The sequence below is a fragment of the Falsiroseomonas sp. genome (assembly GCF_030695085.1).
Lineage (GTDB): Bacteria > Pseudomonadota > Alphaproteobacteria > Acetobacterales > Acetobacteraceae > Falsiroseomonas.
On sequence record NZ_JAUYTS010000168.1, the window covers coordinates 1 to 23,376 of the forward strand.

26 protein-coding genes are annotated in these 23,376 nt (G+C 68.9%); 9 read left to right on the forward strand and 17 right to left on the reverse strand.

Translation table 11 applies throughout. The features are described 5' to 3' along the window. Positions 1–184: 184 nt before the first annotated feature. Entirely contained in the window at positions 185–583 is a 399-nt protein-coding gene (locus Q8S40_RS18390; RefSeq protein ID WP_305671544.1) for a Zn-ribbon domain-containing OB-fold protein, read from the reverse strand. A 5-nt stretch (positions 584–588) separates the two neighbouring features. Then, the gene (locus Q8S40_RS18395; RefSeq protein ID WP_305671545.1) at positions 589–1,761 is read right to left on the reverse strand and encodes a thiolase domain-containing protein; all 1,173 of its coding nucleotides are present in this window, start codon (positions 1,759–1,761) and stop codon (positions 589–591) included. Positions 1,762–1,876: 115 nt separating this feature from the next. Here Q8S40_RS18395 and hmgA point away from each other — a divergent pair, with 115 nt between their 5' ends. From hmgA to Q8S40_RS18415, 4 genes are read left to right on the forward strand one after another with little or no spacing between them, the layout of a single operon-like run. After that, entirely contained in the window at positions 1,877–3,217 is a 1,341-nt protein-coding gene (hmgA, locus tag Q8S40_RS18400; protein ID WP_305671546.1) for a homogentisate 1,2-dioxygenase, read from the forward strand. A 5-nt stretch (positions 3,218–3,222) separates the two neighbouring features. Next, entirely contained in the window at positions 3,223–4,470 is a 1,248-nt protein-coding gene (fahA, locus tag Q8S40_RS18405; RefSeq protein ID WP_305671547.1) for a fumarylacetoacetase, read from the forward strand. A 15-nt stretch (positions 4,471–4,485) separates the two neighbouring features. After that, entirely contained in the window at positions 4,486–5,457 is a 972-nt protein-coding gene (locus Q8S40_RS18410; protein ID WP_305671548.1) for a hydroxymethylglutaryl-CoA lyase, read from the forward strand. Continuing rightward, positions 5,454–6,593: a CaiB/BaiF CoA-transferase family protein gene (locus tag Q8S40_RS18415; RefSeq protein WP_305671549.1), complete on the forward strand. Its 1,140-nt coding sequence runs from the start codon at positions 5,454–5,456 to the stop codon at positions 6,591–6,593. The genes Q8S40_RS18410 and Q8S40_RS18415 overlap by 4 nt, the downstream gene beginning before the upstream one ends. On the opposite strand, the gene Q8S40_RS18420 is transcribed toward Q8S40_RS18415, so the two are convergent. The 7 genes from Q8S40_RS18420 to hpxZ form a co-directional block, all read right to left on the reverse strand. Beyond that, a complete protein-coding gene (locus tag Q8S40_RS18420; RefSeq protein ID WP_305671550.1) occupies positions 6,568–6,876 on the reverse strand; it encodes a hypothetical protein in 309 nt (102 codons plus the stop codon). The two genes, Q8S40_RS18415 and Q8S40_RS18420, sit on opposite strands and share 26 nt — an antisense overlap. Beyond that, entirely contained in the window at positions 6,876–7,856 is a 981-nt protein-coding gene (locus Q8S40_RS18425) for a phosphotransferase family protein (protein ID WP_305671551.1), read from the reverse strand. Before Q8S40_RS18425 ends, Q8S40_RS18420 begins: the two co-directional genes overlap by 1 nt. After that, positions 7,849–9,051, reverse strand: a complete 1,203-nt coding sequence (locus Q8S40_RS18430) for an acyl-CoA dehydrogenase family protein (protein ID WP_305671552.1) — start codon at positions 9,049–9,051, stop codon at positions 7,849–7,851. Before Q8S40_RS18430 ends, Q8S40_RS18425 begins: the two co-directional genes overlap by 8 nt. 12 nt (positions 9,052–9,063) lie before the next feature. Then, complete coding sequence (locus tag Q8S40_RS18435) at positions 9,064–9,816, reverse strand: SDR family NAD(P)-dependent oxidoreductase (RefSeq protein WP_305671553.1); 753 nt, start codon at positions 9,814–9,816, stop codon at positions 9,064–9,066. Between the two features lie 30 nt (positions 9,817–9,846). Continuing rightward, positions 9,847–10,218 carry a response regulator gene (locus Q8S40_RS18440; protein ID WP_305671554.1) on the reverse strand — a complete coding sequence of 124 codons (372 nt, stop codon included), beginning with the start codon at positions 10,216–10,218 and terminating at the stop codon, positions 9,847–9,849. Beyond that, positions 10,218–11,678 (reverse strand): sensor histidine kinase, encoded by a 1,461-nt coding sequence (locus Q8S40_RS18445; RefSeq protein WP_305671555.1) that lies wholly within the window; start codon positions 11,676–11,678, stop codon positions 10,218–10,220. Before Q8S40_RS18445 ends, Q8S40_RS18440 begins: the two co-directional genes overlap by 1 nt. Before the next feature lie 224 nt (positions 11,679–11,902). Next, positions 11,903–12,280: an oxalurate catabolism protein HpxZ gene (hpxZ, locus tag Q8S40_RS18450; RefSeq protein ID WP_305671556.1), complete on the reverse strand. Its 378-nt coding sequence runs from the start codon at positions 12,278–12,280 to the stop codon at positions 11,903–11,905. Between the two features lie 160 nt (positions 12,281–12,440). Here hpxZ and Q8S40_RS18455 point away from each other — a divergent pair, with 160 nt between their 5' ends. Beyond that, on the forward strand, positions 12,441–13,286 hold the full coding sequence (locus tag Q8S40_RS18455) for a universal stress protein (RefSeq protein ID WP_305671557.1): 846 nt from the start codon (positions 12,441–12,443) through the stop codon (positions 13,284–13,286). Positions 13,287–13,311: 25 nt separating this feature from the next. Here the strand turns inward: Q8S40_RS18455 and Q8S40_RS18460 are convergent, their stop codons facing one another. The 5 genes from Q8S40_RS18460 to Q8S40_RS18480 are packed head-to-tail and all read right to left on the reverse strand — an operon-like array spanning position 13,312 to position 17,185. Next, the gene (locus Q8S40_RS18460; RefSeq protein WP_305671558.1) at positions 13,312–14,220 is read right to left on the reverse strand and encodes a DUF6282 family protein; all 909 of its coding nucleotides are present in this window, start codon (positions 14,218–14,220) and stop codon (positions 13,312–13,314) included. Positions 14,221–14,231: 11 nt separating this feature from the next. Beyond that, positions 14,232–14,912, reverse strand: coding sequence for an amino acid ABC transporter permease (locus tag Q8S40_RS18465; protein WP_305671559.1), 681 nt, complete (start codon positions 14,910–14,912; stop codon positions 14,232–14,234). A gap of 3 nt (positions 14,913–14,915) precedes the next feature. Continuing rightward, positions 14,916–15,590, reverse strand: a complete 675-nt coding sequence (locus Q8S40_RS18470) for an amino acid ABC transporter permease (RefSeq protein WP_305671560.1) — start codon at positions 15,588–15,590, stop codon at positions 14,916–14,918. A 3-nt stretch (positions 15,591–15,593) separates the two neighbouring features. Then, positions 15,594–16,418, reverse strand: a complete 825-nt coding sequence (locus Q8S40_RS18475) for a transporter substrate-binding domain-containing protein (RefSeq protein WP_304811479.1) — start codon at positions 16,416–16,418, stop codon at positions 15,594–15,596. A 14-nt stretch (positions 16,419–16,432) separates the two neighbouring features. Continuing rightward, positions 16,433–17,185 (reverse strand): amino acid ABC transporter ATP-binding protein, encoded by a 753-nt coding sequence (locus tag Q8S40_RS18480; RefSeq protein ID WP_305671561.1) that lies wholly within the window; start codon positions 17,183–17,185, stop codon positions 16,433–16,435. Between the two features lie 100 nt (positions 17,186–17,285). Between Q8S40_RS18480 and Q8S40_RS18485 the strand changes: the two genes are divergently transcribed. From Q8S40_RS18485 to Q8S40_RS18500, 4 genes are read left to right on the forward strand one after another with little or no spacing between them, the layout of a single operon-like run. Beyond that, entirely contained in the window at positions 17,286–17,564 is a 279-nt protein-coding gene (locus tag Q8S40_RS18485; RefSeq protein WP_305671562.1) for a 2Fe-2S iron-sulfur cluster-binding protein, read from the forward strand. After that, on the forward strand, positions 17,561–18,970 hold the full coding sequence (locus tag Q8S40_RS18490) for an NAD(P)/FAD-dependent oxidoreductase (protein WP_305671563.1): 1,410 nt from the start codon (positions 17,561–17,563) through the stop codon (positions 18,968–18,970). Before Q8S40_RS18485 ends, Q8S40_RS18490 begins: the two co-directional genes overlap by 4 nt. Continuing rightward, positions 18,970–20,070 (forward strand): FAD-binding oxidoreductase, encoded by a 1,101-nt coding sequence (locus tag Q8S40_RS18495; protein ID WP_305671564.1) that lies wholly within the window; start codon positions 18,970–18,972, stop codon positions 20,068–20,070. The genes Q8S40_RS18490 and Q8S40_RS18495 overlap by 1 nt, the downstream gene beginning before the upstream one ends. Next, on the forward strand, positions 20,067–20,990 hold the full coding sequence (locus Q8S40_RS18500) for a dihydrodipicolinate synthase family protein (protein ID WP_305671565.1): 924 nt from the start codon (positions 20,067–20,069) through the stop codon (positions 20,988–20,990). Before Q8S40_RS18495 ends, Q8S40_RS18500 begins: the two co-directional genes overlap by 4 nt. On the opposite strand, the gene Q8S40_RS18505 is transcribed toward Q8S40_RS18500, so the two are convergent. The 3 genes from Q8S40_RS18505 to Q8S40_RS18515 all read right to left on the reverse strand — a co-directional run bounded on the left by Q8S40_RS18505 (position 20,971) and on the right by Q8S40_RS18515 (position 23,306). Next, on the reverse strand, positions 20,971–21,675 hold the full coding sequence (locus Q8S40_RS18505) for an amino acid ABC transporter permease (RefSeq protein ID WP_305671566.1): 705 nt from the start codon (positions 21,673–21,675) through the stop codon (positions 20,971–20,973). The two genes, Q8S40_RS18500 and Q8S40_RS18505, sit on opposite strands and share 20 nt — an antisense overlap. A gap of 130 nt (positions 21,676–21,805) precedes the next feature. After that, positions 21,806–22,474, reverse strand: coding sequence for an amino acid ABC transporter permease (locus Q8S40_RS18510; protein ID WP_305671567.1), 669 nt, complete (start codon positions 22,472–22,474; stop codon positions 21,806–21,808). A 10-nt stretch (positions 22,475–22,484) separates the two neighbouring features. Continuing rightward, positions 22,485–23,306: a transporter substrate-binding domain-containing protein gene (locus tag Q8S40_RS18515; RefSeq protein WP_304811493.1), complete on the reverse strand. Its 822-nt coding sequence runs from the start codon at positions 23,304–23,306 to the stop codon at positions 22,485–22,487. Positions 23,307–23,376: the final 70 nt, after the last annotated feature.

The window sequence follows — 23,376 nt, forward strand, 5'->3', positions numbered from 1 at the left end:
GCAACGCAGCGCGCAGCCCGGTTGCCACGCGCAGCGCCATCGCCCCGCGCACCGCGATCGCCCCGCCGCAGCCGCGGCGCTGAGCCCGAGGGCCGCAGCCGCGGCGCTAAGCCAACAGCCGCAGCCGCGGCGCTGGGAAGAAGCTGCCGCAGCCCGCCCGCTCCGGGACGGGCTGCTCTGGGCTTCAGGCCGGCGCGAACATCGGCACCGGCGCGCCCGCCGTACCCTCCGCATCCTGGCTCGGCTTGAACACCACGCGCACCTTCATGCCGATGCGGATCTCGGCGAAATCGCAATCGACGATGTTGGTGAAGATGCGCGGGCCTTCCTCCAGCTCCACATAGGCGCAGGCATAGGGCTGGGCGACGCGCATCACGGTGTAGCTGTAGATGCTGCCGCGGCCGCTGGCCTGGACCAGCTCCACATTCGCCGAAAGCGTGAAGGGCGAGGCGCCGCGCGGGTAGTAGAAATGCCTGCCCGTGTCGCGGCACAGGCCGATCAGCAGGCGCCCCTCCGCCGCCGCGTCCCAGACCGGCTGGGTGGAGGGATCGATGACCGGGGCGGCGATGATTCGTTCAGACATCCGGTTCACTCCCGTTCCATGATCAGCGTGGCACTGCCGTGCCGGTGGCCGAGCAGCCCGCCGGTGCCATGCGCCAGCGCCAGGCCGCAATCCTTCACCTGCACGGCGGGGTGCGCTTCCCCGCGTAGCTGCCGCACCGCCTCGATCACCTTGGTCATGCCACCGCGATTGGCCGGGTGGTTGTTGCAGAGCCCGCCGCCATCGGTGTTGAAGGGCAGCTTGCCGACGCCGCTGATCAGGTTCCCATCCCGCACGAAGCGCCCGCCCTCCCCCTTCTTGCAGAAGCCGAGATCCTCCAGCTGGATCAGCACCGTTATGGTGAAGCTGTCATAGATGCTGGCGTAGCGGATATCGGCCGGCGTCACGCCCGCCTCCTCGAAGGCCCGGGCGCCGGAGAAGCGGGCGCCGGAGAAGGTGAGGTCCGGGTAGCCGCCGAACTGGCCCTTCACCGCTTCCCCCGTGCCGCGGACGGTGACGACCGGGCGCTTCAGGGTCCGCGCAATCTCTGGCCGGGTGACCACCAGCGCGCCGCCGCCATCGGAAATCACGCAGCAATCCAGGCGGTGCAGCGGGTCCGCCACCATGGGCGAGTTTACCACCTCCTCCACCGTCACCGGCTTCTTCAGCATCGCGTGCGGGTTGTGCTGGGCATGCTCGCTGGCGGCGACCTTGATCCAGGCCAGATCCTCGCTGGTGGTGCCGAATTCGTACATGTGGCGCATGGCGCACAGCGCGTAGCTGCCGGCGACGGTGCGGCCCATCGGGATCTCGAAGGGATCATCCGGCACGGTGGCGTTCTGCGTGCGGGCGCCGGTACCCGTCGCCATGCCCTCGCTGCGCGGCCGGCCGGCGAGCGTGATCAGCGCGATGTTGCAGCGGCCAAGCGCAATGGCCGCCGCGGCATGCGCCACATGGGCCAGGTAGGAGCTGCCGCCGATATCGGTGGAATCGACATGGCTCAGCCGGTCCAGGCCGAGATAATCCGCCATGGCCAGCGGGCCCATGCCGGGCGCATCCCCGGCGCAGAAATAGCCATCGACATCGGCCCTGGTCAGCCCGGCATCTTCCAGCGCGCCGAAGGCGACCTCCGCATGCAGCTGCGCCACGGATTTGTCCGGCGCCTTGCGGGTGGGGTGTTCATAGGCGCCGACGATGCAGGCGCGGCCGCGAAGGCTCATCTGAGGGGCGTTCCTGGCGTTGTTCGGCGGCCAACCTGCCGCCACCGGCCGCGCGCGTCCAGCATCCCCAGCGGCCACGGATGCGCTATGCTGGGAAGATCGGAGGGAGGCGAGCATGGATATCACGCCGCAACAGACCATCATCACGGCCGCCAATGCCGGCTACATGTCCGGCTTCGGCAATGGCTTCGAGACGGAGGCGCTGCCCGGGGCCCTGCCGGTCGGCCGCAATTCGCCGCAGCGTTGCGCCTATGGGCTGTATGCCGAGCAGCTCTCCGGTTCGCCCTTCACCGCACCTCGGGCCAGCAATGCGCGGTCCTGGCTGTACCGCATCCGCCCGACCGTCGCGCATATCGGGCGCTTCGCGCCGCGTGATGCCGGGCTATGGCGCAGCGCCCCCTGCACGGAGGACTCCGGCCTGCCGATCCAGCCGCTGCGCTGGGACCCGCTGCCGATCCCGGATTCGGGCGAGACCTTTCTGACCGGAATGCGCACCATCACCACCTGCGGCGACGTGACGGCGCAGACCGGCATGGCGGCCAGCATCGCGCTGGTGACGCGCAGCATGGTCGACGAGACCTTCTGGAACTCGGACGCCGAGATGCTGGTGATCCCGCAGCAGGGCCGGATGCGCTTCCGCACCGAATTCGGCGTGATCGATGTGGCGCCGGGCGAGGTCGCGGTGCTGCCGCGGGGCGTGAAGTTCCGGGTGGAGCTGTTCAACGAGGAGCCGGCCCGGGCCTATGTCTGCGAGAATTACGGCGGCGCCTTCACTTTGCCGGAGCGCGGCCCGATCGGCGCCAATTGCTTGGCGAACCAGCGCGACTTCCTTTCCCCCATCGCCGCCTATGAGGATGTGGAGCGGTCGCAGCTGGTCGTGGTGAAGTGGGGCGGAGAGCTCTGGCAGGCGGAGATCGGGCATTCGCCGCTGGATGTGGTGGCCTGGCACGGCAATTACGCGCCGTACAAATACGACCTGTCCCGCTTCTCCCCGGTTGGGCCGCTGCTGTTCGACCATGCGGACCCGTCGATCTTCACCGTGATGACCGCGCCATCGGAAACGCCCAGCACCGCCAATATCGACTTCGTATTGTTTCCGGAGCGCTGGATGGTGGCGGAAAACACCTTCCGGCCGCCCTGGTACCACATGAACCTGATGAGCGAGTTCATGGGCCTGATCCTCGGCCAGTACGACGCGAAGCCGCAGGGCTTCGTGCCGGGCGGCTTCTCGCTGCACAACTGCATGCTGCCGCATGGGCCGGATGCGGAGGCTTTCGAGAAGGCCTCCACCGTGGAACTGGCACCGCACAAGCTGGCGAACACCATGGCCTTCATGCTGGAAACGCGGCTGCCACAACGCGTGACGGCCTATGCCGCCGGCGTGGCGCAGCGGCAGCCGGATTACGAGGCTTGCTGGTCCGGCCTGGTGAAGAAATTCGACCCGACGAGGCGGTGACCTGGATGCTTGATGCGACACACGACGCGGCCCGGCGCAGCCGCGTCGCCTCCGCCAATGGCCATGCGGATTTCCCAATCCAGAACCTGCCGCTCGGTGTGTTTTCGCCACCCGGTGGAACGAAGCGGGCGGGGGTCGCGATCGGCGACAGCATTCTGGAACTGGCCAGCGCACCGCTGACAGGTGTGGCGGCCGAGGCGGTCGCGGCCATGGCCGATGGCACGCTGAACGGCTTCTTCGCCATGGGTGCCGCACCGCGCCAGGCGCTGCGCGCGCAGCTTTCGGCGCTGCTGGTGGAAGGCAGCACCGCGCCGCTGGTGCTGCACGACGCGAAAGACTGCACGCTGCATCTGCCGGCGCGCATCGGCGACTACACGGATTTCTACGCGGGCATCCAGCACGCCACCAATGTCGGCGCGCTGTTCCGCCCGGACCAGCCGCTGATGCCGAACTACAAGCATGTGCCGATCGGCTATCACGGCCGCGCCAGCTCCATCGTCCCCTCCGGCACCGCGCTGCGGCGGCCGAATGGGCAGCGCAAGCCGGCCAGCGACACCACGCCGAGCTTCGGGCCGAGCCGCAACCTGGATTACGAGCTGGAGCTCGGCATCTGGATCGGGCCGGGCAATGCGCTGGGGGAGCCGATTTCGATCGGACAGGCGGCAGGGCATATCGCGGGTTTCTGCCTGCTGAATGACTGGTCGGCACGCGACATTCAGGGTTGGGAATACCAGCCGCTCGGCCCCTTCCTGGCGAAGAATTTCGGCTCGACGATCAGCCCCTGGGTGGTGACGCCGGAGGCCCTGGCGCCGTTCCGGGTGGCGCAGCCGGCGCGGGAGCCGCGGCCGATGGACTATCTGTGGGATGAGGCGGACCAGCAAGCGGGCGCGCTGGCGCTGGAGCTGGAAGTCTGGCTGACCGTGCCGGGCGAGGCGCCCTGCCAGCTTTCCACCAGCGATGCGCGCGGCCTGTACTGGACGCCGGCGCAGATGGTGGCGCACCACACCTGCGGCGGGTGCAATCTGCAACCGGGCGATCTCTTCGGCACGGGCACCATCTCCACCGAGACGGGCTATGGCTCACTGCTGGAAATCACGCAGGGCGGGCGCAAGCCGCTGACCTTGCCATCCGGTGCCTCGCGCCGCTTCCTGCAAGACGGCGACAGCATCACGCTGCGCGCTCGCGGACGTCGCGAAGGCTTTGCCGGTATCGGCTTTGGCGACTGCACGGGCACCATTCTCGCGGCGCCCTGAGGGAAGGAAACGAACATGTCCGACCGGCCAAAACGGGTCGAGTTCCGCGAGGAAGGCCCGCGCGAGGGTTTTCAAATTGAACAGCAGATCTTCCCGCTGGCGGAGCGTGTGAAGCTGGTGGAGGAGCTGGCGGAAACCGGGCTGCACCACATCCAGGTCGCCAGCTTCGTCAGCCCGAAGCACGTGCCGCAAATGGCCGACAGCGCCGAATTCTTCGCCGCCATCCGCAAGAAGCCGGGCGTGCAGTACGCCGGCCTCTGGCTGAACGAGCAGGGCTTCGAACGCGCCCGCGCCACGGGGCATGTCGATCTGTCGGGCAAGATCTCGCTCTATGCCTCGGACGCCTTCGCGCAGCGCAACAACCGCTGCTCGGCGGATGAGATGGCGGAGCGGCAGAAGGGCTGGCTCGACCGCTATGCGGAAGCGGGCGTGAAGCCGGAATATGCGATCATCATGGCCGCCTTCGGCTGCAACTACGAAGGCGACATTCCGCCCGAGCGCGTGGTGGCGCTGGCGCGCTACGCCCACGCCATCTGCGCCGAGCGTGGCGACAAACTCCCGCAGATTTTCCTGGCGGATACGATGGGCTGGGGCAATCCGGAGCAGACGCGCCGCCTGGTGGGCATGGTGCGGGATGCGCTGCCGGAGGTGCGGATCGGGCTGCATCTGCACGACACACGCGGCCTCGGCACGGCGAATGTGCTGGCGGCGCTGGAGATGGGGGTTGATCTGTTCGACAGCAGCGTCGCGGGCCTCGGCGGCTGTCCCTTCGCGGCGCATGGCGATGCCGGGGCGGCGGGGAATGTCTGCACGGAAGACCTGGTGTTCCTGTGCCACGAACTCGGCATCGAGACCGGCATCGACCTGGAGGCGCTGGTGGAATGTGCCCGCATGGCGGAGCGCCTGATCGGGCGCCGCTTGAACGGCCGCGTGATGCATGCGGGGACGCTGGCAAAGTACCGGGCGAAGCAGGGCATCGCGGCGTGAAGCCTCTGGATGGCGTGAAGGTGGTGGAGATCGGCCAGGTTTTTGCGGGTCCCTATGCGGGCGCGATTCTGGCCGATCTCGGCGCCGATGTGATCAAGGTGGAGAAGCCGCAGGGCGGCGATGATGCGCGGCAGATGGGCCGGGAATTCCGCCGCGGCGATGCGCTGGTCTTCCATGAGTTCAACCGCGGCAAGCGCAGCGTGGCGCTGGACCTGAAATCCGCCGAGGGCATGGCGGCGCTGCATGCGCTGCTGGAGCAGGCCGATATCCTGCTGCACAATATGCGCCCCGGCGTGCCGGAATCGCTCGGCCTTGGCGGGGCGGAAACCACCGCGCGGCATGCGCGGCTGATCTATTGCGAGATGGGCGCCTTCGGCCATCGCGGCCCGATGCGCGACCATCCGGGCTATGAGCCGCTGCTGCAGGCCTTTGGCGGGCTGTCCTCCATCACCGGGGAGCCAGGTGGCAAGCCGGTGCGGATGGGCGCCAGCGTGGTGGACCAGGGCACCGGCATGTGGACGGTGATCGGCGCGCTCGCGGCGCTGCGGCAGCGGGAGGCGACGGGGCGCGGCTGCGTCATCAACACATCCCTGTTCGAGACCGCCTTTGCCTGGGCCAACCAGAAGGTTTCCGCATTTGTGAACCAGGGCGAGCAACCGGTGCGGCATGCCTCCGGCCATCCGGGCTTCGTGCCTTACGAGGCCTTCGATGCATCGGATTCGCCGTTGCTGGTCTGCTGCGGCAATGACCGGCTTTTCGGCAAGTTCGCCCGAGTCCTCGGCCATGCGGCGTGGATCGCGGACCCCCGCTTCGTCACCAACCGCGATCGGATCGCGCATCAGGACGCCCTGCTGCCGATGATCCGGGAGATCATGCGCGGCCGCCGCCGCGTGGAATGGCTCGGCCTGCTGGTGGAGGCGGGCGTCCCCTGCGCGCCGATCAACACGGTTGAAGAAATGCTGGCGGAGCCGCAGGCGGCGGCGATGCAGATGCTGGCAACGCCGCCCGGCGAGGATTTCTCCGTGGTCGCCACGCCCATCAGCTTCGATGGCGTCCGCCCGCTGCCGCCGCGCGGTGCGCCGCGGCTGGATGAGCACGCCGGCGCCGGGTTCAGCCCAACGCCTTCGGCGCGCTGACGGCGGCGCGCGCGCGGGCATGGTCACGCAGGAAGCCCGCGACCTCCGCGTGGCTTTCCGTGCCGGGGTCGTGCAGCCCGGTACGGATTTCCCCGGCCAGCATGGCGAGGTCACGCGCATCCGTCATCGGCGGCGCGGCCGACTGGCGCAGCGCGAGCGCGATGGCGGCGGCGACCATGCGGGCGGCCACCGCCTTCTCCGGCGGCAGGGCGGGCAGCAACTCGGCCAGCACCACCTCGCGCGCCGTGGCGAGCAGATCGGCGGCGTCGGGTTTTTCCTGCATCACAGCGCCTCCGCCATCGCCAGCACATCCCACTCCAGTTCCGGCACCATATGCCCGGTCAGCGCCAGTTCCAGGCTGCGCTCCTGGCCGGAGAGGTGGCGCGCCGCCTGGTCCGCGGCGATGACGGCCCAGCGGATGGTGGCCAGCAATTCCCACCAGGGCAGCCGCGCAGAGTCCACGGGCAGGCCGTAGCCGGCGAGGAAGGCCGCGCGCGAACCAATGCCGCCGGCCTCCTGCGCCACCTGGCCAAAGCGCCAGCACTTCGCGCAGAACCAGCCGAGATCGGCATGCGGGTCGCCCCAGCCCGCGAATTCCCAATCCAGCACCGCCGCCACGCCCTGCGCATTGAGCATGATGTTGCCGGTGCGAAAATCATTGTGACACAGCACGGGCGGCACCGGCGCGGGCGCCTTGCGCTCCAGCGCGCGCAGCCCCCACTCCAGCACCGGCCGCGGCGTGCCGGCGGCATCCAGCCTGCCACGCAGCGATGCGATGGCGGCCAGCGCCGCATCCGCCGGCGGGTCACCCAGGAAGGCGAGATCCGCGCGCGGTGGGCGGATCGCATGAATGCGGGCCAGTTCGCGCCCCAGCGCCGCGACACAGGCCTCCCGCCCGCCGCCCAGCGTCGCGTCCTTCACCACGCGATGCGGCGCGGCGATGCCCTCGATGCGGGCCATGACGAAGAAGGGACGGCCAAGCACCGCCGCATCCTCGCAGAGATACAGCGGTTCCGGCACCGTCACCCCGGCCTCCCGCGCCGCGCGCAGCAGCGCGAATTCCTGGGGCCGGGTGTGGCTGACGGCGAGCACGGCCGGCGCATCCGTCCGCAGCACCCAGCGCTGCGGTGTGCCCAGAACCTCCACGTCCAGCGCCCAGTTCTGCTGGATGGCGCCGCCGGACAGTCGTGTCAGCGCGGTGATTCGAAGACCCGCATCGCCGCTGGCCTGCGCAAGCCAGAAGCGCAGCGCCGCCTCATCCATGTGTGCCCCACTGGAAGAAGTCGCGGCCCTCGCGGCGCAGGAAATTCGCCAGCACCATGCGGTGCACTTCGCTCGCGCCATCCACCAGGCGCGCCTGGCGGGCGTAGCGGTACATCCACTCCACCGGCGTGTCCTTCGAATAGCCACGCGCGCCGAGCAATTGCAGCGCCGTGTCCACGGATTTGTGCAGCGCGTCGGCGACGACGATCTTCGCCATCGAGACCTCCTTCCGCGCAAAGCCACCCTGGTCCAGCACCCAGGCCGCCTTCATGGTCAGCAGCCGGCCGATCTCAAGCTCCATCGCCGCCTGGCCGACCAGCCCCTGCACGGATTCGCGGTCGATCAGCTTCTGGCCGAAACTCTGCCGTTCCGCGATGCGCGCCATGGCAATTTCCAGCGCGCGGCGACCCATGCCGAGCCAGCGCATGCAATGCGTGAGGCGTGCGGTGCCGAGGCGGATCTGCGTCAGCTTCAGCCCGTCGCCGACGCCCATCAGCACATTCTCGTCGGGGATTTCGAGACCATCGAATGCGATCTCGCAATGCCCGCCATGCTCCTCCGGCCCCATGATCGGAATGCGGCGGATGATGCGCCAGCCGGGCTGGTCGGCGTGGAACAGGAAGCAGGTGAGGCCCTTGCGGTCATCCTCGCTGGTGCGGGCAATCAGCAGGAAGTGCTTCGATTCCCCGGCGCCCGTGATATAGTGCTTGCGGCCGGTGATGCGCCAGCCGCCCTGCACCTTCTCGGCCCGGGTGTAGGTCAGCGACGGATCGCTGCCGCAGCCATCGGGCTCCGTCATCGCGAAGCTGGATTGCACATCGCCATCGATGATCGGCTGCAGCCAGCGCGCCTTCTGCGCCTCCGTCGCCACCTTCTCCAGCACGATCATGTTGCCATCGTCGGGCGCGGCGCTGTTGAAGACCACCGGGCCGAAGATGGCGCGGTTCATCTCCTCATAGCAGGCCGCCATGCCCACCACCGGCAGACCGCCGCCGCCGCGGGCCTTCGGCATCTGCAAGGCCCAGAGACCCTCCGCCTTCGCCTCCGCCCGCAGACGCTTCAGGACATCGGGGTGGATGTTCTCATGCTCGTCGTAATTGGCACGGTCGGCTTCCAGCGGGATCAGCTTCGTGTCCACGAAATCCCGCACGCGCAGGCGGATGGCGTCGATCTCGGGCGGCAGGGCGAAATCCATGCGGGGCGTGTCCTACAGGCTGTTGACGGAATGGCCGCCATCGACGGTCAGCACGCTGCCCGTCATATGCGCGCCAGCGGCGGAAGCCAGTAGCAGCAGCGGGCCGGTGAGGTCCTCCGCCTGACCAAGCCGGCGCTGCGGAATACGCTTCACCAGCGCCTGGCCGGGATCGCTGGCGAAGAATTCGGCATTGATCTCGGTGGCGATGTAGCCCGGCGCCAGGGCGTTCACCCGGATGCGGTGACGGGCGAGTTCCACCGCCATCTGGCGCGTCAGTTGGATCAGCCCCGCCTTGGCCGCGGAATAGCCGGCAACCCCGGGAATGACTCGTGTGCCGAGGATGGAAGCCACATTGACGATGGCACCCCCCTGCCCCGCCGCCACCATCGCCCGCGCCACGGCCTGAGCGACCTGGAAGGCGCCGCGCAGATCCACCGCCATCACCTGGTCCCAATCCGCCCCGGTATGGTCGAGGAAGGGGCGCGTCGCGGCGATGCCGGCATTGTTCACCAGGATGGTGGGGGCGCCGAAGCTAGCCTGCACCGCCTCCAGCGCCGCGGCGATGCTGGCCTCATCCGTCACATCCAGCGCCACGGCCATGGCGCCCGCGCCGAGTTCCGCCGCCAGCGCCGCCACCGAATCGGGCCGCCGCGCCGCCAGCACCACCCGCGCCCCGGCGCCGTGCAGCACGCGGGCGAAATGCCGGCCGAGTGCACCCGATGCGCCGGTCACCAGCGCCACCTGCCCGGTGAGGGAGAATATCATGTGCCGTCCCGTCCGCCGCCCCGTGGCAGCTTATGGCCCCGGCAGCAGCTTGCGAAGCTCCAGCAGAACCGCGTCCATATCCAGCGGCTTGGCGAACAGCGCGACCGGCCCCTCCCCGGGACTGGCGAAGGCGCCCACGCCGCCGGACGGGGCGTAGCCGGTCATCACCACCACGGGCAGAGCGGGCATTGCGGCCCGCAGCGCCCGGATCAGGCCGGCGCCGTCCAGCCGCGGCATCCGCAGATCGGTCAGCAGCAGGTCCGGCGGCTCCCGCGCCGCGGCTTCCAGCGCGGCCTGGCCGTCAGGTGCCAGCACGACCTCATAGCCCTCCCGGACCAACTCATCCTCGATCGCCATCGCGGCGAGGCCTTCATCTTCGGCAACCAGGATACGCCAGGCCATCAGATCCTTGCCTCCTCTGCCGGCTGCAGGCACGCAAGCGGCGCGAGGGCGAGCCGCATGGTGAAGACCGCACCGCCCTCCGGCGCATTGTGCTGGTCGATCCGCCCGCCCATGCCGCGCGCCACGGCGGCTGCGAGAGGCAGACCGAGCCCGCTGCCGCGGCCGGGGTCGCGCGTGGTGAAAAAAGGGTCGAAGATGGAATCGCGCAGCGCATCCGGCACGCCAGCGCCGGTATCCTGCACCTCCACCACCGCCTCCCCGGCTTCCTCCAGCAGGGTCACGGTGATCCGGCCCTCGCTGCCCGGCTCGCCAGCCTGCCGGTCCTGCACCGCATCGCGCGCATTGGCCAGCAATTGCAGCAGCGCCTGTTCGAGCCGCGCTGGCGCGCCCCGCACCGGCAATGGGCCGGGGAGGTTGTGCAAGATCACCTCGATTCCCTCCGGCGCATACTGGCCGGAGGCGGTGGCCACCGCATCCGCCGCGGTGCGGCCCACATCGAAGACCTGCGTGGCACCCGCCTCGTCATCCGGCAGGGCGCGAATGCGCGCCACCAGATCACCGGCCCGGCGCAACTGGCCTTCGACCACGCCGAAGGCGGTGTGCAGCCGGGTCAGTCGCGCCTCGGGCTGCAGACCCTCTGCCGCGGCGCGGGCGCTGCGGAGCCAGAGCATCGCGGCGTTGAGCGGCTGGCTGGCTTCATGCGCGAGGCCCGCGCACATGGTGCCGACCGTGGCCAGCCGCGCGCTTTGCAGCAGATCCGCCTGCAGGCGACGGGTCATGGTGATGTCCCGCGCCGAGCCGAGCAGCCGTTCCACCGGCCCCTCCGCGCTCACCATCGGCACCAGCACGGTCTGCCAGACACGCCAGCCGGCGGGGGTTTCGGCCTCCATCACATAATCGACCGGCTGGCGCTGGGCCACCGCCTGATGCCAGTGCGGCAGCGCGGCGGCCAGCATGGCCTCCGGCACCGCCTGCTCGAGCGGCTGCCGGCGGATTGCCTGTTCCGTGATCCCGAACAGGCGTTCGAAGGCCGGGTTCACCGTTTCCGCCTGGAAGCCGCCATCCGGCCGCACGCGGATCACGAACAGCGCCTCCGCCAGATGCGCGATGAAGGCGGCGCTGCGCGCCTCACTGGCCAGGGCCCGGGCTTCCGCCGCGCGGCGGTCCTCCACCTCCCGCGCCATCGCCTCCGGGCTGGGCAGGGCGAGAAGGCGGGGCAGCAACGGCCACAGGACGATGGCAGTGGTGACGGAGACGGCGGCGGTTATCGCCTTGACCAGCCCCTCCGCCTCATAGGCCGGGGTGAACATGGTGTAGGCATGCATGAGGTGTGTCGCGCCGCAGGCGATGATGAAGGCAGCGAACAGCACGAAGACCCAGGGGTAGGCCAGGTCCCGCCGCCGCATCGCGAACACCACGAGCGCCGCGGGAATCGAAAGGTAGGCTAGGCCCGTGGCCACATCCGAAATCAGATGCAACCAAACCAGGTCCGGATCGACAAGCGTGCACAACCCCGGGGGGAGGAGACGCGGCGCGGGAAGAAGGAGTGGATCAAATGCCATGAATTCGCCGCGCGGAGGCTAAAATGCTTTCTCTTGGTGTATCAGCGCATGTGGGTCAGCGTCGCCCCACACCACGGCGCAAACCCTGGACTCACGCGTCCTTGAAGGCCTTCCGGCCCAGATCAGCCACCCGGCGCCATGAAACTGACATGCGCGGCCACCACCCGCCAACCTTCCGGCCGGCGCACCCAGGTCTGGCTCTGCCGCCCGATGCGGCTGTTCCGGTCGAAGGTGGTGTTGGCGGTGGCGAAATCCTGACCATGGGTGGTGATGACGGTCCGCAGCAGGGTCCGCTCCAGCCCGACGGAGGGCCGGCTGGCGCGGAACGCCATGATCTCCGCATAGCCATGCAGGATCTCGGTCGCGCCGTAGCGGATGGTGCGCGGATCGTCCCAGAACAGCTCAGCCAGCACCGCCACGTCATTCGCCACCAGCGCCTGCTCGTAGCGGGCAAAGGCGGCAGTAACCTCGGCGACGACCTCGGGGATGTCGGTCTGCATCAGGCGGGATCCTTGCGGGGAAGCAATCTGCGGTTCAGCTTAACCGGGGTTGGCCAAAGCGGGCCAGACCACCGGGCGGGAGGCATGATGCGGATCAAGGCGGGCGCCGGCCGCGGGGTGCATTCTGCGCCGAGGACAAATCAGGCGGGAGAACAAAGCCATGGCCTTGCAGGATCTGCTGGTACATCTGGATGGCACCGAGGCCGCAGCAAAGCGGCTGGACTTCGCAGCGGCCCTGGCCGCGCGGCATGACGCGCATCTGATCGGGCTGCATGCGGTGGAGGCCTCCCTGCCCATCGGCCTGACCGGCAACCTGGCCAGTGCGACGCTTGGCGAATTGGCGGAGCGCGTGCGGGCGGAAGCGGCGGTATCCGCCACCCGGTCCCGCAACGCCTTCGAGGAAAAGCTGCGCCGGGACGGCCTGCGCGGCGAATGGCGGGAGACGGACACGCTGCCGGCGGAGATGGTGGTCCTGCACGCGCGCTATGCCGACATGACCGTACTCGGCCAGCCGGATCCGGCTGGCCCGGATGTGCGGCTGGATGAGACAATCCTGGAGCAGGCGCTGTTCCAGTCCGGCCGCCCCGTACTGATGGTGCCCTACGCCGGTCACTTCCGGAAGGCGCCGGAGCGTGTACTGGTGGCCTGGAAGGCCGGGCGCGAAGCGGCACGTGCGGTGCACGATGCGCTGCCGCTGCTGCGGGCGGCGCGGGAGGTGAAAGTGCTGGCCATCAACCCGCGCCACGGCATCGGCGGTGAGGGCGACGTGCCGGCCGTGGACATCGCCCTGCATCTGGCGCGCCACGGGGTGCAGGCGACCGCCGAGCATCTGGTGACGGATGAGGTGCCGGCAGCCGACCTGCTGCTGAACGAGGCGGCCGATTCCGGCGCCGGCCTGATCGTCATGGGTGCCTATGGTCATTCCCGGCTGCGCCAGCTGATCCTGGGCGGCGTCACGCGCGGCATCCTGGCGCGCATGACGGTGCCGGTTCTGATGGCGCACTGATGCTGATGGCGCGGTAAGGCGCGGATCAGTCGAGGCCGAACAGGGCCGCCGGATTGGTCGAGGTCATCCGGCGGATCTCATCATCCGAGAAGCCCTCGCTCTGCACCAGCAGCATGTATTCGCGGAAGCACTCCACCGGCGGCGGCAGCAGAAAGACGCCTCCGTCGGAGGACAGGATACAGTGGTCGCCGGCGGCGCGGATGCGCGGCGTGAAATCCTGGATGGTGCTGGCGGAGGCGATCTTGTGCTTCTCCTCATCCACATGCGTCAGCCCGACCTGCGTCGCATGTGTCAGGATGAAGAAGGACAGCTCCACATAGCCGCCGAGCGCGGTGATGGCCTGGATCTGGTCGATCGCGTAGCGCGAGCCATGGGTGCGGATGCGCGTCACGCCGCGGCGCTTGCATTCCTCGGCCAGCGCCACGGCTTCGCGGCCGGAGACGTGGCCGCAATCGAACACCACGTCCTTCTCCGCGCAGAGATCCATGATGGCGCAGACCACCTCCGGCACCTTGCCGGAGTCCGGCACCTGGAAGGTCGTCTCCAGGAAGGCGGGGCTGCGGCCCTCACGTTCGGCAATGTAGCGCGTGTGGTGCGTGGGCAGGGAGACGAAGCGCGCGCCGGTGCCCGGGCCGTAGCCATAGCCGATCGCGGCCTTCGCCACTTCCAGCGTCACGCCGCCGGCGGTGGGCTGCATGATGACGCCGCCGAAGGCCTTGCAGCCGAGATGGCCGAGTTCATCATTGGCCAGGGCGGCGAAGCCGGAGGTGTTCTGGAAATTGCACATGATGCCGATGGCGCGCATGCCCGCGGCGGCGGCCTGGCGCACCGCCTCGAACACATTCACCGAACGGCCGTTCAGATGCGGCGCGCAATGCACATGCGGGTCGATGGCGCCCTGCAGCAGATGCGCGCCGGGCATGATGTAGGGCATGGTGGGCTTCCTCAGCGTCGGGCGAGGCGGCGTTCAAGCCGTTCGCCGAAATGTTTGGTGGGCCAGCAGATCAGGAAATACAGCAGCAGGATGGTGCCGAAGCACAGCAAGGCGGAGAAGCCGCGGGTGTTCAGGATTTTCGCCGCATAGGTCAGTTCCATCACGCCGATCTGGCTGGCGATGGAGGTGCTCTTGATGAAGCCGACCGTGTAGCCGAACAGCGGCGGCAGCACGATGCGGAAGCTCTGCGGCGCCACGACGCGCCAAAGCGTGCGCCAGCGACCGAAATTCATCGCCTCCGCCGCATCCCATTGCGGGGCGGGAATCGATTCGAGGCCGGCGCGGGCAATCTCCGCCGCGAAGGCGGCCGCCGAAAGCACCACGGTGACGAGTGCCACCGTGAACAGGGAAGCCTGCGCGCCGGAAAGCTGGAAGGCGAAGAACACGCACATCAGCTTCACCAGGAAGGGGATGCGGCGGAACAGCTCGACATACAGCGTGGCGACGATCCGCAGCGGCAGCACGCCGAACAGCCGGGGATGGCGGCAGATGGCGAAGAGGAAGCCAAAGCCGAAGCCGACCGTGGCGCCGATCCAGGACAGCAGCAGCGTATTGACCAGCGCTTCCCCGATGAAGAGCAGGTTGTAGTATCCGAAGAAGCGCGGCGCTTCCTCCACCACCTGTTCCCACATCGCTCAAAACACCTTCGCGTTGACGCGGAACAGCCAGCGTCCGAGCAGCGCCAGCGCCAGGCTGCAGACAATGGTCAGCACGATGTAGATGACCGCCGTGATGGAAAAGACCTCCAGCGCACGGAAGGTGAGCGCATTCACGTTGTAGGCGCGCCCGGTCAGCTCCTCGACCGCGAAGATGGCGGCGATGGAGGTGGTCATCACCTGGATGATGAACTGGTTGGCCAGCGGCGGGTACAGCGCCTTCGCGATATGCGGCAGCACCACGTACCAGATGGTCTGCACCAGGCTGAAGCCCATCGCGGCCGCCGCATCCATCTCCGCCCGCCGCAGGCTGCTGAAGCCGGCGCGCTGGATTTCCGTGAGGTAGGCGCCCGCGTTCAGCGACATGCCGATGGCGACCGCGGCATAGGGCGAAAGCAGGATGCCCATATCGGGCAGCACGAAGAAGATGAAGAAGATCTGCACCAGCAAGGGCGTGTTGATGAAGAAGGTCACATAGGCCCGCACGGCCATGCGTGCCGGGCGCGGCCCATAGGCCAGCACCGCCGCGTTCACCAGCCCGATGCCCCAGCCGATGAAGAAGGAGATGCAGGCCAGTTGCAGCGTCAGCCAGGCCCCGGCCAGCAGATAGGGAATATGGCCGGTGACCTGCGAATAGATGACCGTGTAGCTCATGCTTCAGAAGAAGGGGCTGTGCGGAACCTTAGTGAACATCGGCCCGTCGAACCACTTCTCCCACGCCCGCTCGATCGTGCCGTCCACATGCAGTTCATACAGCGCGATGTTGAGCCAGTTGCGCAGCGAGTGGTTGTTCTTGGCCACGCCGAGGCCGGAATAGGTGACGCCGAATTCGGGCACCGCCGTCACCTCCCACTGCACCTGGCGGAAGGGACGCAGCGCGAAGCGCACCGCATCGATGCCGTCGAAGCTGGCCTGGGCGCGGCCCTGGGCGATGGCGCGGTTGCGGTCCGGGTAGTTGTCCAGCAGCAGCACCTGCGCGTTGGGAATGACGCGCGCGATATAGGGGATGGCCGTGGTGCCGCGCACCTGGGCCAGGGTGACATCCGGCTTGTTCAGTGCCTCCAGCGTCGTGTGGCCACGGCCGGCGACGGCGACGATGCCGTAATTCTCGGAATGCACCGGCACGGTGTAGTCGATGACTTTGGCGCGCTCGCTGGTGCGGGACATCGCGCCCATCACGAAATCGATGCGGCCGGAGGCAACCATCGGGATGCGGTCCGGCGAGCCGACCGGCTGAAGCGCCAGTGCCACGCCGAGCTTGCGCGCGATCGCGGCCGCCACCTCCGGCTCGAACCCGTCGATCTGGTTGCGGTCGTTGTACAACGCGCGCGGCGGCAGCGTCGGGTTGACGCCGACGCGCAGTTCATTCGCGCGCAGCACATCCTCCAGCGGCCGCGCCGAGGCCTGGCCCGGCGTGAACAACGCGGCACCGGCGGCGGCCGCGGCGGCGCCCCCGACGAAAAGCGAGCGGCGGTCGGTCATGTCGATGGCTCTCCCTAATGCCGCAGGATGCGGGCGGTGAAGTCGCGCAGGCGCGGGCTTTGCGGTGCGTCGAAGATCTGGGCGGGCGGGCCGACCTCGACCACGCGGCCCTGGTCCATGAAGACGACGGTGGTCGCGACTTCGCGGATGAAGGCCATCTCGTGGCTGACGATCAGCATGGTCATGCCATCGGCGTGCAGCGCGCGGATGGTGTCCAGCACCTCTCCCACCAGTTCCGGGTCCAGCGCGCTGGTCACCTCGTCCAGCAGCAGGATGTCCGGGTGCAGCGCCAAAGCGCGGGCGATGGCGACGCGCTGTTGCTGGCCGCCGGAGAGTTCATCCGGATAGGCGTTGAACTTCTCGCCCAGGCCGACCTTCGCCAGCAGGCTCCGCGCCTCGGCCTCGACCTCCGCGGATTTGCGCTTCTTCACCAGGGTCGGCGCGATGGCGACGTTGCGGAGCGCGGTCATGTTCTGGAAAAGGTTGTATTGCTGGAAGACGATGGCGAAGCGGTCCCGCGCCAGGCGCAGGGATTCGCGGTTGCCGTAATCCACGGGCTTGCCACCCAGCGTCACGCGCCCCGCATGCGGCTTCAAAAGCCCGACCAAGGCGCGCAGCAACGAGGATTTGCCGGATCCCGAGGGACCGATAAGCCCCACCACCTCGCCCTTTGCGAAGTTCAGCGTCACGTCGCTGAGCACGTCCTTGGCGCCACCATAGCTGGCGGACAGCCCTTCAAGCGCGAGGAAGGCCAAGCCTGGACTCACTTCCATGTCTGTTGCACGCAAGTGTCTTTGCGTTAACGCCACGGCGTCAAGCGGCTTTGCGGGCATGGACGTGATCGCAAAGCCGGATAGGATGAAAGATGTGGCACACCCCATCCGAATCGCGGGCATTTCGCGCCCGGCCGACGTGGCCTTCAGCTTCGAGGGCCGGTCGTTACTGGCGCCGGAAGGCGAGAATCTTGCTGCGGCCTTGATCGCCGCCGGTATACGGCGCCTCGGCGAAGGGCAGGATGCGGCGCGGCCGCGCGCGGCGCTGTGCATGATGGGCGTGTGCCAGCAATGCCTGCTGCGCGTGGATGGCAGGCTGGCGCAGGCCTGCCTCACCCCCATCTACGCCGGCATGGTGGTGACGGCGGCATGATCTACGACATCGCGGTGCTGGGCGGCGGGCCGGCCGGCATGGCCGCGGCTGCGGAAGCCGCGCAGCGTGGCGCGCGCGTGGTGCTGCTGGAGGAAAGCGCCGCCCCTGGCGGCCAGGTGTATCGCGCGCCGCCCGCTGGCTTCACCGTACCGCCCGATGCCGACAGCCGCGCCGGCGATGCGCTGCGCGCCACCCTGCGGCAATCCGGCGCGGAGGTGCGAACCGGTTGCCGCGTCTGGGGCGTCGGCGGCGGGCCGCTGGTGCCGATGGACACGCAGGCAGCGCCCTTCCGCCTGGATGCGCTGGCGCCGGACGGCCAGAGCTTCGCCGTGCAGGCACGCGCATTGGTGCTGTGCGCCGGCACGCATGAACGCATCATCGCCTTCCCGGGCTGGACGCTACCCGGCGTGCTCGGCCTGGCGGCAGCCACCATCCTGCTGAAGGCGCATGGCATGCTGCCGGGGCGGCGCGTGGTGGTGGCGGGCGCCGGGCCGCTACTCTACGCCGTGGCGGCCAAGCTGCTGAAGGCGGGGGCCGAGGTGCCGGCTGTGGTGGACCTGGCGCACAGCCGCGAATGGGCGCGCGCGCTACCCGCCCTCGCGGTGCGACCGGACCTGCTCGCGCGCGGCCTGCTGTGGCGGGCACAGATGCTGGCCCGCGGCGTGCGCGTCGTCTCGGGCGCGCGGATCGCCGCGGCGGCGGGAGGGGAGGCGCTGGAACGCGTTCTGGTCGGCGATACCTGGATCGATTGCGACGCGCTGTGCATCGGCCATGGCCTGGTGCCGGCAACGGAAGCCACCCGCGCCTTCCGCGCCGCGCATCGCTACGCGGCGGAAGCCGGCGGCTGGGTGCCGGTGCTGGATGGGGACCAGCGCTGTTCCGTGCCCTTCCTCTACGCGGCCGGTGACGGCGCGGGCGTCCGTGGCGCGGCGGCGGCGCCGGCCTCCGGCCGCCTGGCGGTGCTGGCGGCTCTGCACGATCTTGGCATGCTGCCGGACCACGCGGGGGCACGCGCCGCACCCGCGCGGGATTTCGCGCGTGCCGCCAAGGCGGGCGGCGCGATGGCGCGCATGATGGCGTTGCGACCGGCACTCGTGCAGGCGATCCCGCCGGAGACCATCGTCTGCCGCTGCGAGGGCGTGACGCGCGCTGAGATCGAGGCGGCCTGCGCCGATGGCGCGGCCGACATGAACCAGATGAAGCAATTCACCCGCTGCGGCATGGGCCCCTGCCAGGGACGCCTCTGCGGCGAGACGGCGGCGGAGTTGGTGGCCATGCATTGCGGCGGCCGCGAGCGCGCCGGCTTCGCCACCGGGCGCCTGCCCTTGCGGCCGGTGGCAATGGACGCGCTGCTCGGCGATTTCGACTACGCCGACATTCCCGTGCCCAACGCGGCGCCGATCTGATGTTTGACGTCGCGGTGATTGGTGCGGGCGTGATGGGCTGCTCCACGGCGCTGTTCCTGGCGCGCGCGGGCATGAAGGTGGTGCTGCTGGATCGTGGCGCGATCTGCCGCGAGGCCTCGGGCGTCAATGCCGGCACGCTGACCATGCAGATGACCCGCGCGGCGCTGATCCCCTATGCGCTGCGGGCGCATGAGATGTGGCTGCGCATGCCGGAATGGTGCGACGGCGGCCATGTGCTCGCGACCGGCTGCCCGGGGCTTTCCGTCGCCTTCACCGAGCATGAGGCGGCGATGCTGGAGGAACGCGCGCATTTCCGGCGGCAGGCCGGCGCGCCGATTGAATTGGTGACGCCGGCACGGGCGCGGGAGATCGAGCCGGGCCTGTCGGACCGCGTGATCGCGGCCGGACATTGCCCGATCGACGGATTCACCAGTGCCTACCTCACCGGCCGCGCCTTCCGGCCGGCGCTGCTGAATGCCGGCGTCGAGCTGCGCGAGAATTGCGGCGTGCACGGCATTAAGCCGGGCTTTGCGGTGGAGACGGCGGCGGGTGTGGTGCAGGCGAAGCGCATCGTGCTGGCGGGCGGCGTCTGGTTGCAGGACATGGCGGCCTGGCTCGGCGTGACGCTGCCGATCAAGGTGCTGGTCAACCAGCTTGTGGTGACGGAACGCATGCCGCAGGTGATGCGGACCGTGCTCGGCGTCGCCTCCGGCCTGCTGTCGCTGAAGCAGTATGCGAATGGGTCCGTGCTGATCGGCGGCGGCTGGCAGGGCATCGGCGACCGTGCGCGCGGCGGGCTGGCGGTGAAGCCGGAGAGCTTTCTCGGCAATGTACGGCTGGCCGCTCACACCGTGCCGGCGCTGCGCGATGCGCGGGTGGTGCGCGCCTGGCTGGGGCTGGAGGCGGAGACGGCGGATGCGCTGCCGGCCATCGGCCCGATCCCCGGCATCGACGACGCCTGGATCATCGGCAGCGTGCATTCCGGCTATACCAGCGGCCCGTATCTCGGGAAGCTACTGGCGCAGGCCATCTGCGGCGAGGCGCCGGAACTGCCGCTGTTTCCCATCGACCGTTTGCTGGCGCAGGAGAAGGCGGCGTGAAGCCCCAGACATTCCAAGGCATCTATCCCTCCACCGTGTTGCCGATGCGCGCGGACTACAGCGTGGACTGGGAGAGCTACGCCCGCCACACGGCGCATTGCGTGCTGCGGGACGGCATGGCGGGCGTGCTGATCAACGGCCATGCCGGCGAGAATTTCTGCATGTCACGCGAGGAGAAGCGACGCGCCGTCGAAATGACGGTGGCCACCGTCGGTTCATCGCGGCTGGTTGTGGCGGGCGTCAATGCCGAAAGCAGCCTGGAGGCAGCGCAGGAAGCGCGGGAGGCGAAGGCGGCGGGCGCCGATGCGGTGATGGTGTTCCTGCCCAACAGCTTTGCCCTCGCCCACACCACGGCGATGTCCGTGCTGCACCATCGCGCGGTGGCAGACGCCGTGCCGGGCCTGCCGATGTTCCTGTTCCAGGCACATCACGCCGCGGGCCGCATGGCCTTCACGGCGGAGACGCTGGATGCGCTGCTGGACATCCCCGAAGTGGTCGGCATCAAGGAAGGTGGGTGGGAGGTGGACAGCTACGACGATGTCCGCCGCCGCGTGCGCGCGAAGCGGCCGGATGTCGCCGTTTGTGCCTCCGGCGACGAGCATCTGTTCGCCTGCTACGTGCATGGCTCGGATGGCAGCCTGGTGTCGCTGGCGGATATCCTGCCGGATGAGATTGTCGCGCTGGATGCCGCGGTGCGCGCCAATGACCTGCCCGCCGCCCGCGCGCTGCACGAAAAGCTGGAACCGCTGGCGGAGGCGATCTACGGCGCGCCGCCCGGCGGGCGTGCGACCGCGCGTTTGAAATTCTGCCTGCGCGAAATGGGCGTGATCCCCGATGCCACGGTGCGCCTGCCGCAACCGCCGGTGGATGCGGCGGAAGCGGCGATGCTGCGCGCGGCGCTCAGGGCGTCGGGGCTGTAGGCCGCACCGTCAGCCGCCGTTCCGCCCAGCGGCCGAGATTGGCCAGCGCCCAGCTGATGATGAAATACAGCACCAGCGCGGTGCCATAGGTGATCAGCGCGGAAAACCCGCGTTGCGTCAGCATCTTCGCCGCGAAGGTGATCTCGATGAAGCCGATCTGGCTGACCAGCGAGGTCTCCTTCACCATCGACAGCACATGCACGATGGATGGCGGCAGGATCACGCGCCAGCTTTGCGGCAGCACCACGCGGCGCAGCGTGGTCAGGCCCGGCAGGTTCATGGTCTGCGCGGCTTCCCACTGGGTGCGGCGCACCGTCTCGAACCCCGCGCGCACATTCTCCGCCGCCAGCGCGGACATGCGCAGCGCCACGGCGGTGACGGCGATGGACCAGAGCGGCGCCTCCAGCCGCGCGAATTGCGACAGGAAGAACACCAGCAGCAGCAGCACCAGGAAGGGGATGCGCCGGAAGATCTCGACCCACAGGATGCAGAAGGCGCGCAGCGGCGCGACAGGGTTGATCTGCGGCAGCCGCAGCACCGCCAGCAGGAAGCCGATGGCATAGCCGATGCTGCAGCCGGCGACCGCGGCGATCAGCGTATTGCCGACCGCGATCGCCAGGAAGCGCAGGTTCCACCAGGTGTAGAAGCGCGGCGCCTCGGCCAGCAGCATGTCCCAGGCATTCATGCCGGCAACCTCAGACGCCGGGCAGGCCGCATCCGCGGCCCTTGGCTTCGCGTCATGGGCCGCGGCGGCCATTCGGCCGCTCGGCCGGCCGAAGATGCCGGCCGCAGGTGGAGACCCCTGGGTGCCCTCATCAGAACACCTTGGCCTTCACCCGGAACAGCCAGCGCCCGACCAGCCACAGCAGCGCCGACGCCACCACCGTCAGCGCGATGTAGATCACCGCGACGATGGAGAAGATCTCGACGGAGCGGAACGAGATGGCATTGGCGTTCAGCGCCCGACCGGTGAGTTCCTCGACCCCGAAGATCGCGGCCATGGAGGTGCCGAGTGTCATGATGATGTAGTGGCTGGACAGCGCTGGATAAAGCGCGCGGATCACATGCGGCGCGATCACGTACCACACCGTCTGCACACGGCCGAAGCCCAGCGTCTCCGCCGCCTCCAGCTCCGCGCGCGGCACGCTGGTGAAGCCGGCCCGCTCGATCTCGGTCAAATAGGCGCCGGCATTCAGCGTCATGCCGATCAGCACGGCGGTGACGGGCGACAGCATGATGCCGAGCTCGGGCAGCGCGAAGAACAGGAAGAAGATCTGCACGAGTTGCGGCGTGTAGGTGAAGAAGCGTACATAGCCGGTGACCAGCGCGCGCAGCGGCCAGGTGGCGTAGGTCAGCGCCGCCGCGCCGGCCAGGCCGATCAGCAGCCCGCCGGCGAAGGCCACGCCGGCGATCCACAGCGCGGTCGCCGCACCCAGCAGAAAGTCGGGCAGGTATTGCCAGACCTGCCCGTATTGAAGCTGCACGCGGGTCGCTTCAGAACATCGGGTTGAAGGGGATCGGCGTGGTCATCGGCACGCCGAAATACTTCTGCCAGGTCGTGTTGACGAAGCCGCTGCGATGCATCTCGAACAGGATGACGTTCAGCACGTCCTTCAGCGTGGTGTTGCCCTTCTGCACGCCAATGCCGACCCAGAAGCTGGCCAGCACCTCGTCCAGGATCTTCCACTGCACGGGGAAGTTCCGCATCGGGATGACGACGGATTCCGCCACATCCACCATCGCATCGGCACGGCCCTGGGCCAGCGCGCGGAAGCAATCCGGGTAGTTGTCCAGCAGCGTCACCTGCGCCTGTGCGGCATTGGCCTGGATCCAGGGCACGCCCACGGTGCCGCGCACCTGCACCAGCCGCACGGCGCGGTTGTTGAGGTCGGCCGGCGTGTTGATCGGCACCGCGGTGCCGCTCGCCTTGGTCAGCACCACCATGGATTGCGTGTGCAGCGGCACGGTGTAGTCGATCACCAGCGCGCGCTCCACCGTGCGGGTGATGGCACCCAGCACGATGTCGATGCGGTCCGCCTGCAGGAAGGGAATGCGGTCGGGGCTGCCGACCTGCACGATCTCCAGCTCGACATTCATCCGCCGGGCGATCTCGCGCGCGATCTCGGCATCGAAGCCGTCGATCTGGTTGCGCTCGTTGAACAGGCCCATCGGCGGCAGCGTCGGGTTGATGCCGGCGCGCAGGCGGCGGGTGGAGAGCACCTGGTCCAGCGGCCGCGCCTGGGCGGTGCTGCCCAGCAGCGGCAGCGCGGCGGCGGCGAGGCCGAGCAGGTGACGGCGATCGAGATGGCCTGGCATGTATACGCTCCCTTCGAATCGGTCGGCGTGGGCAGTCCCTGGATGCGGCGCTTGCGGTCCGCGTGGGATG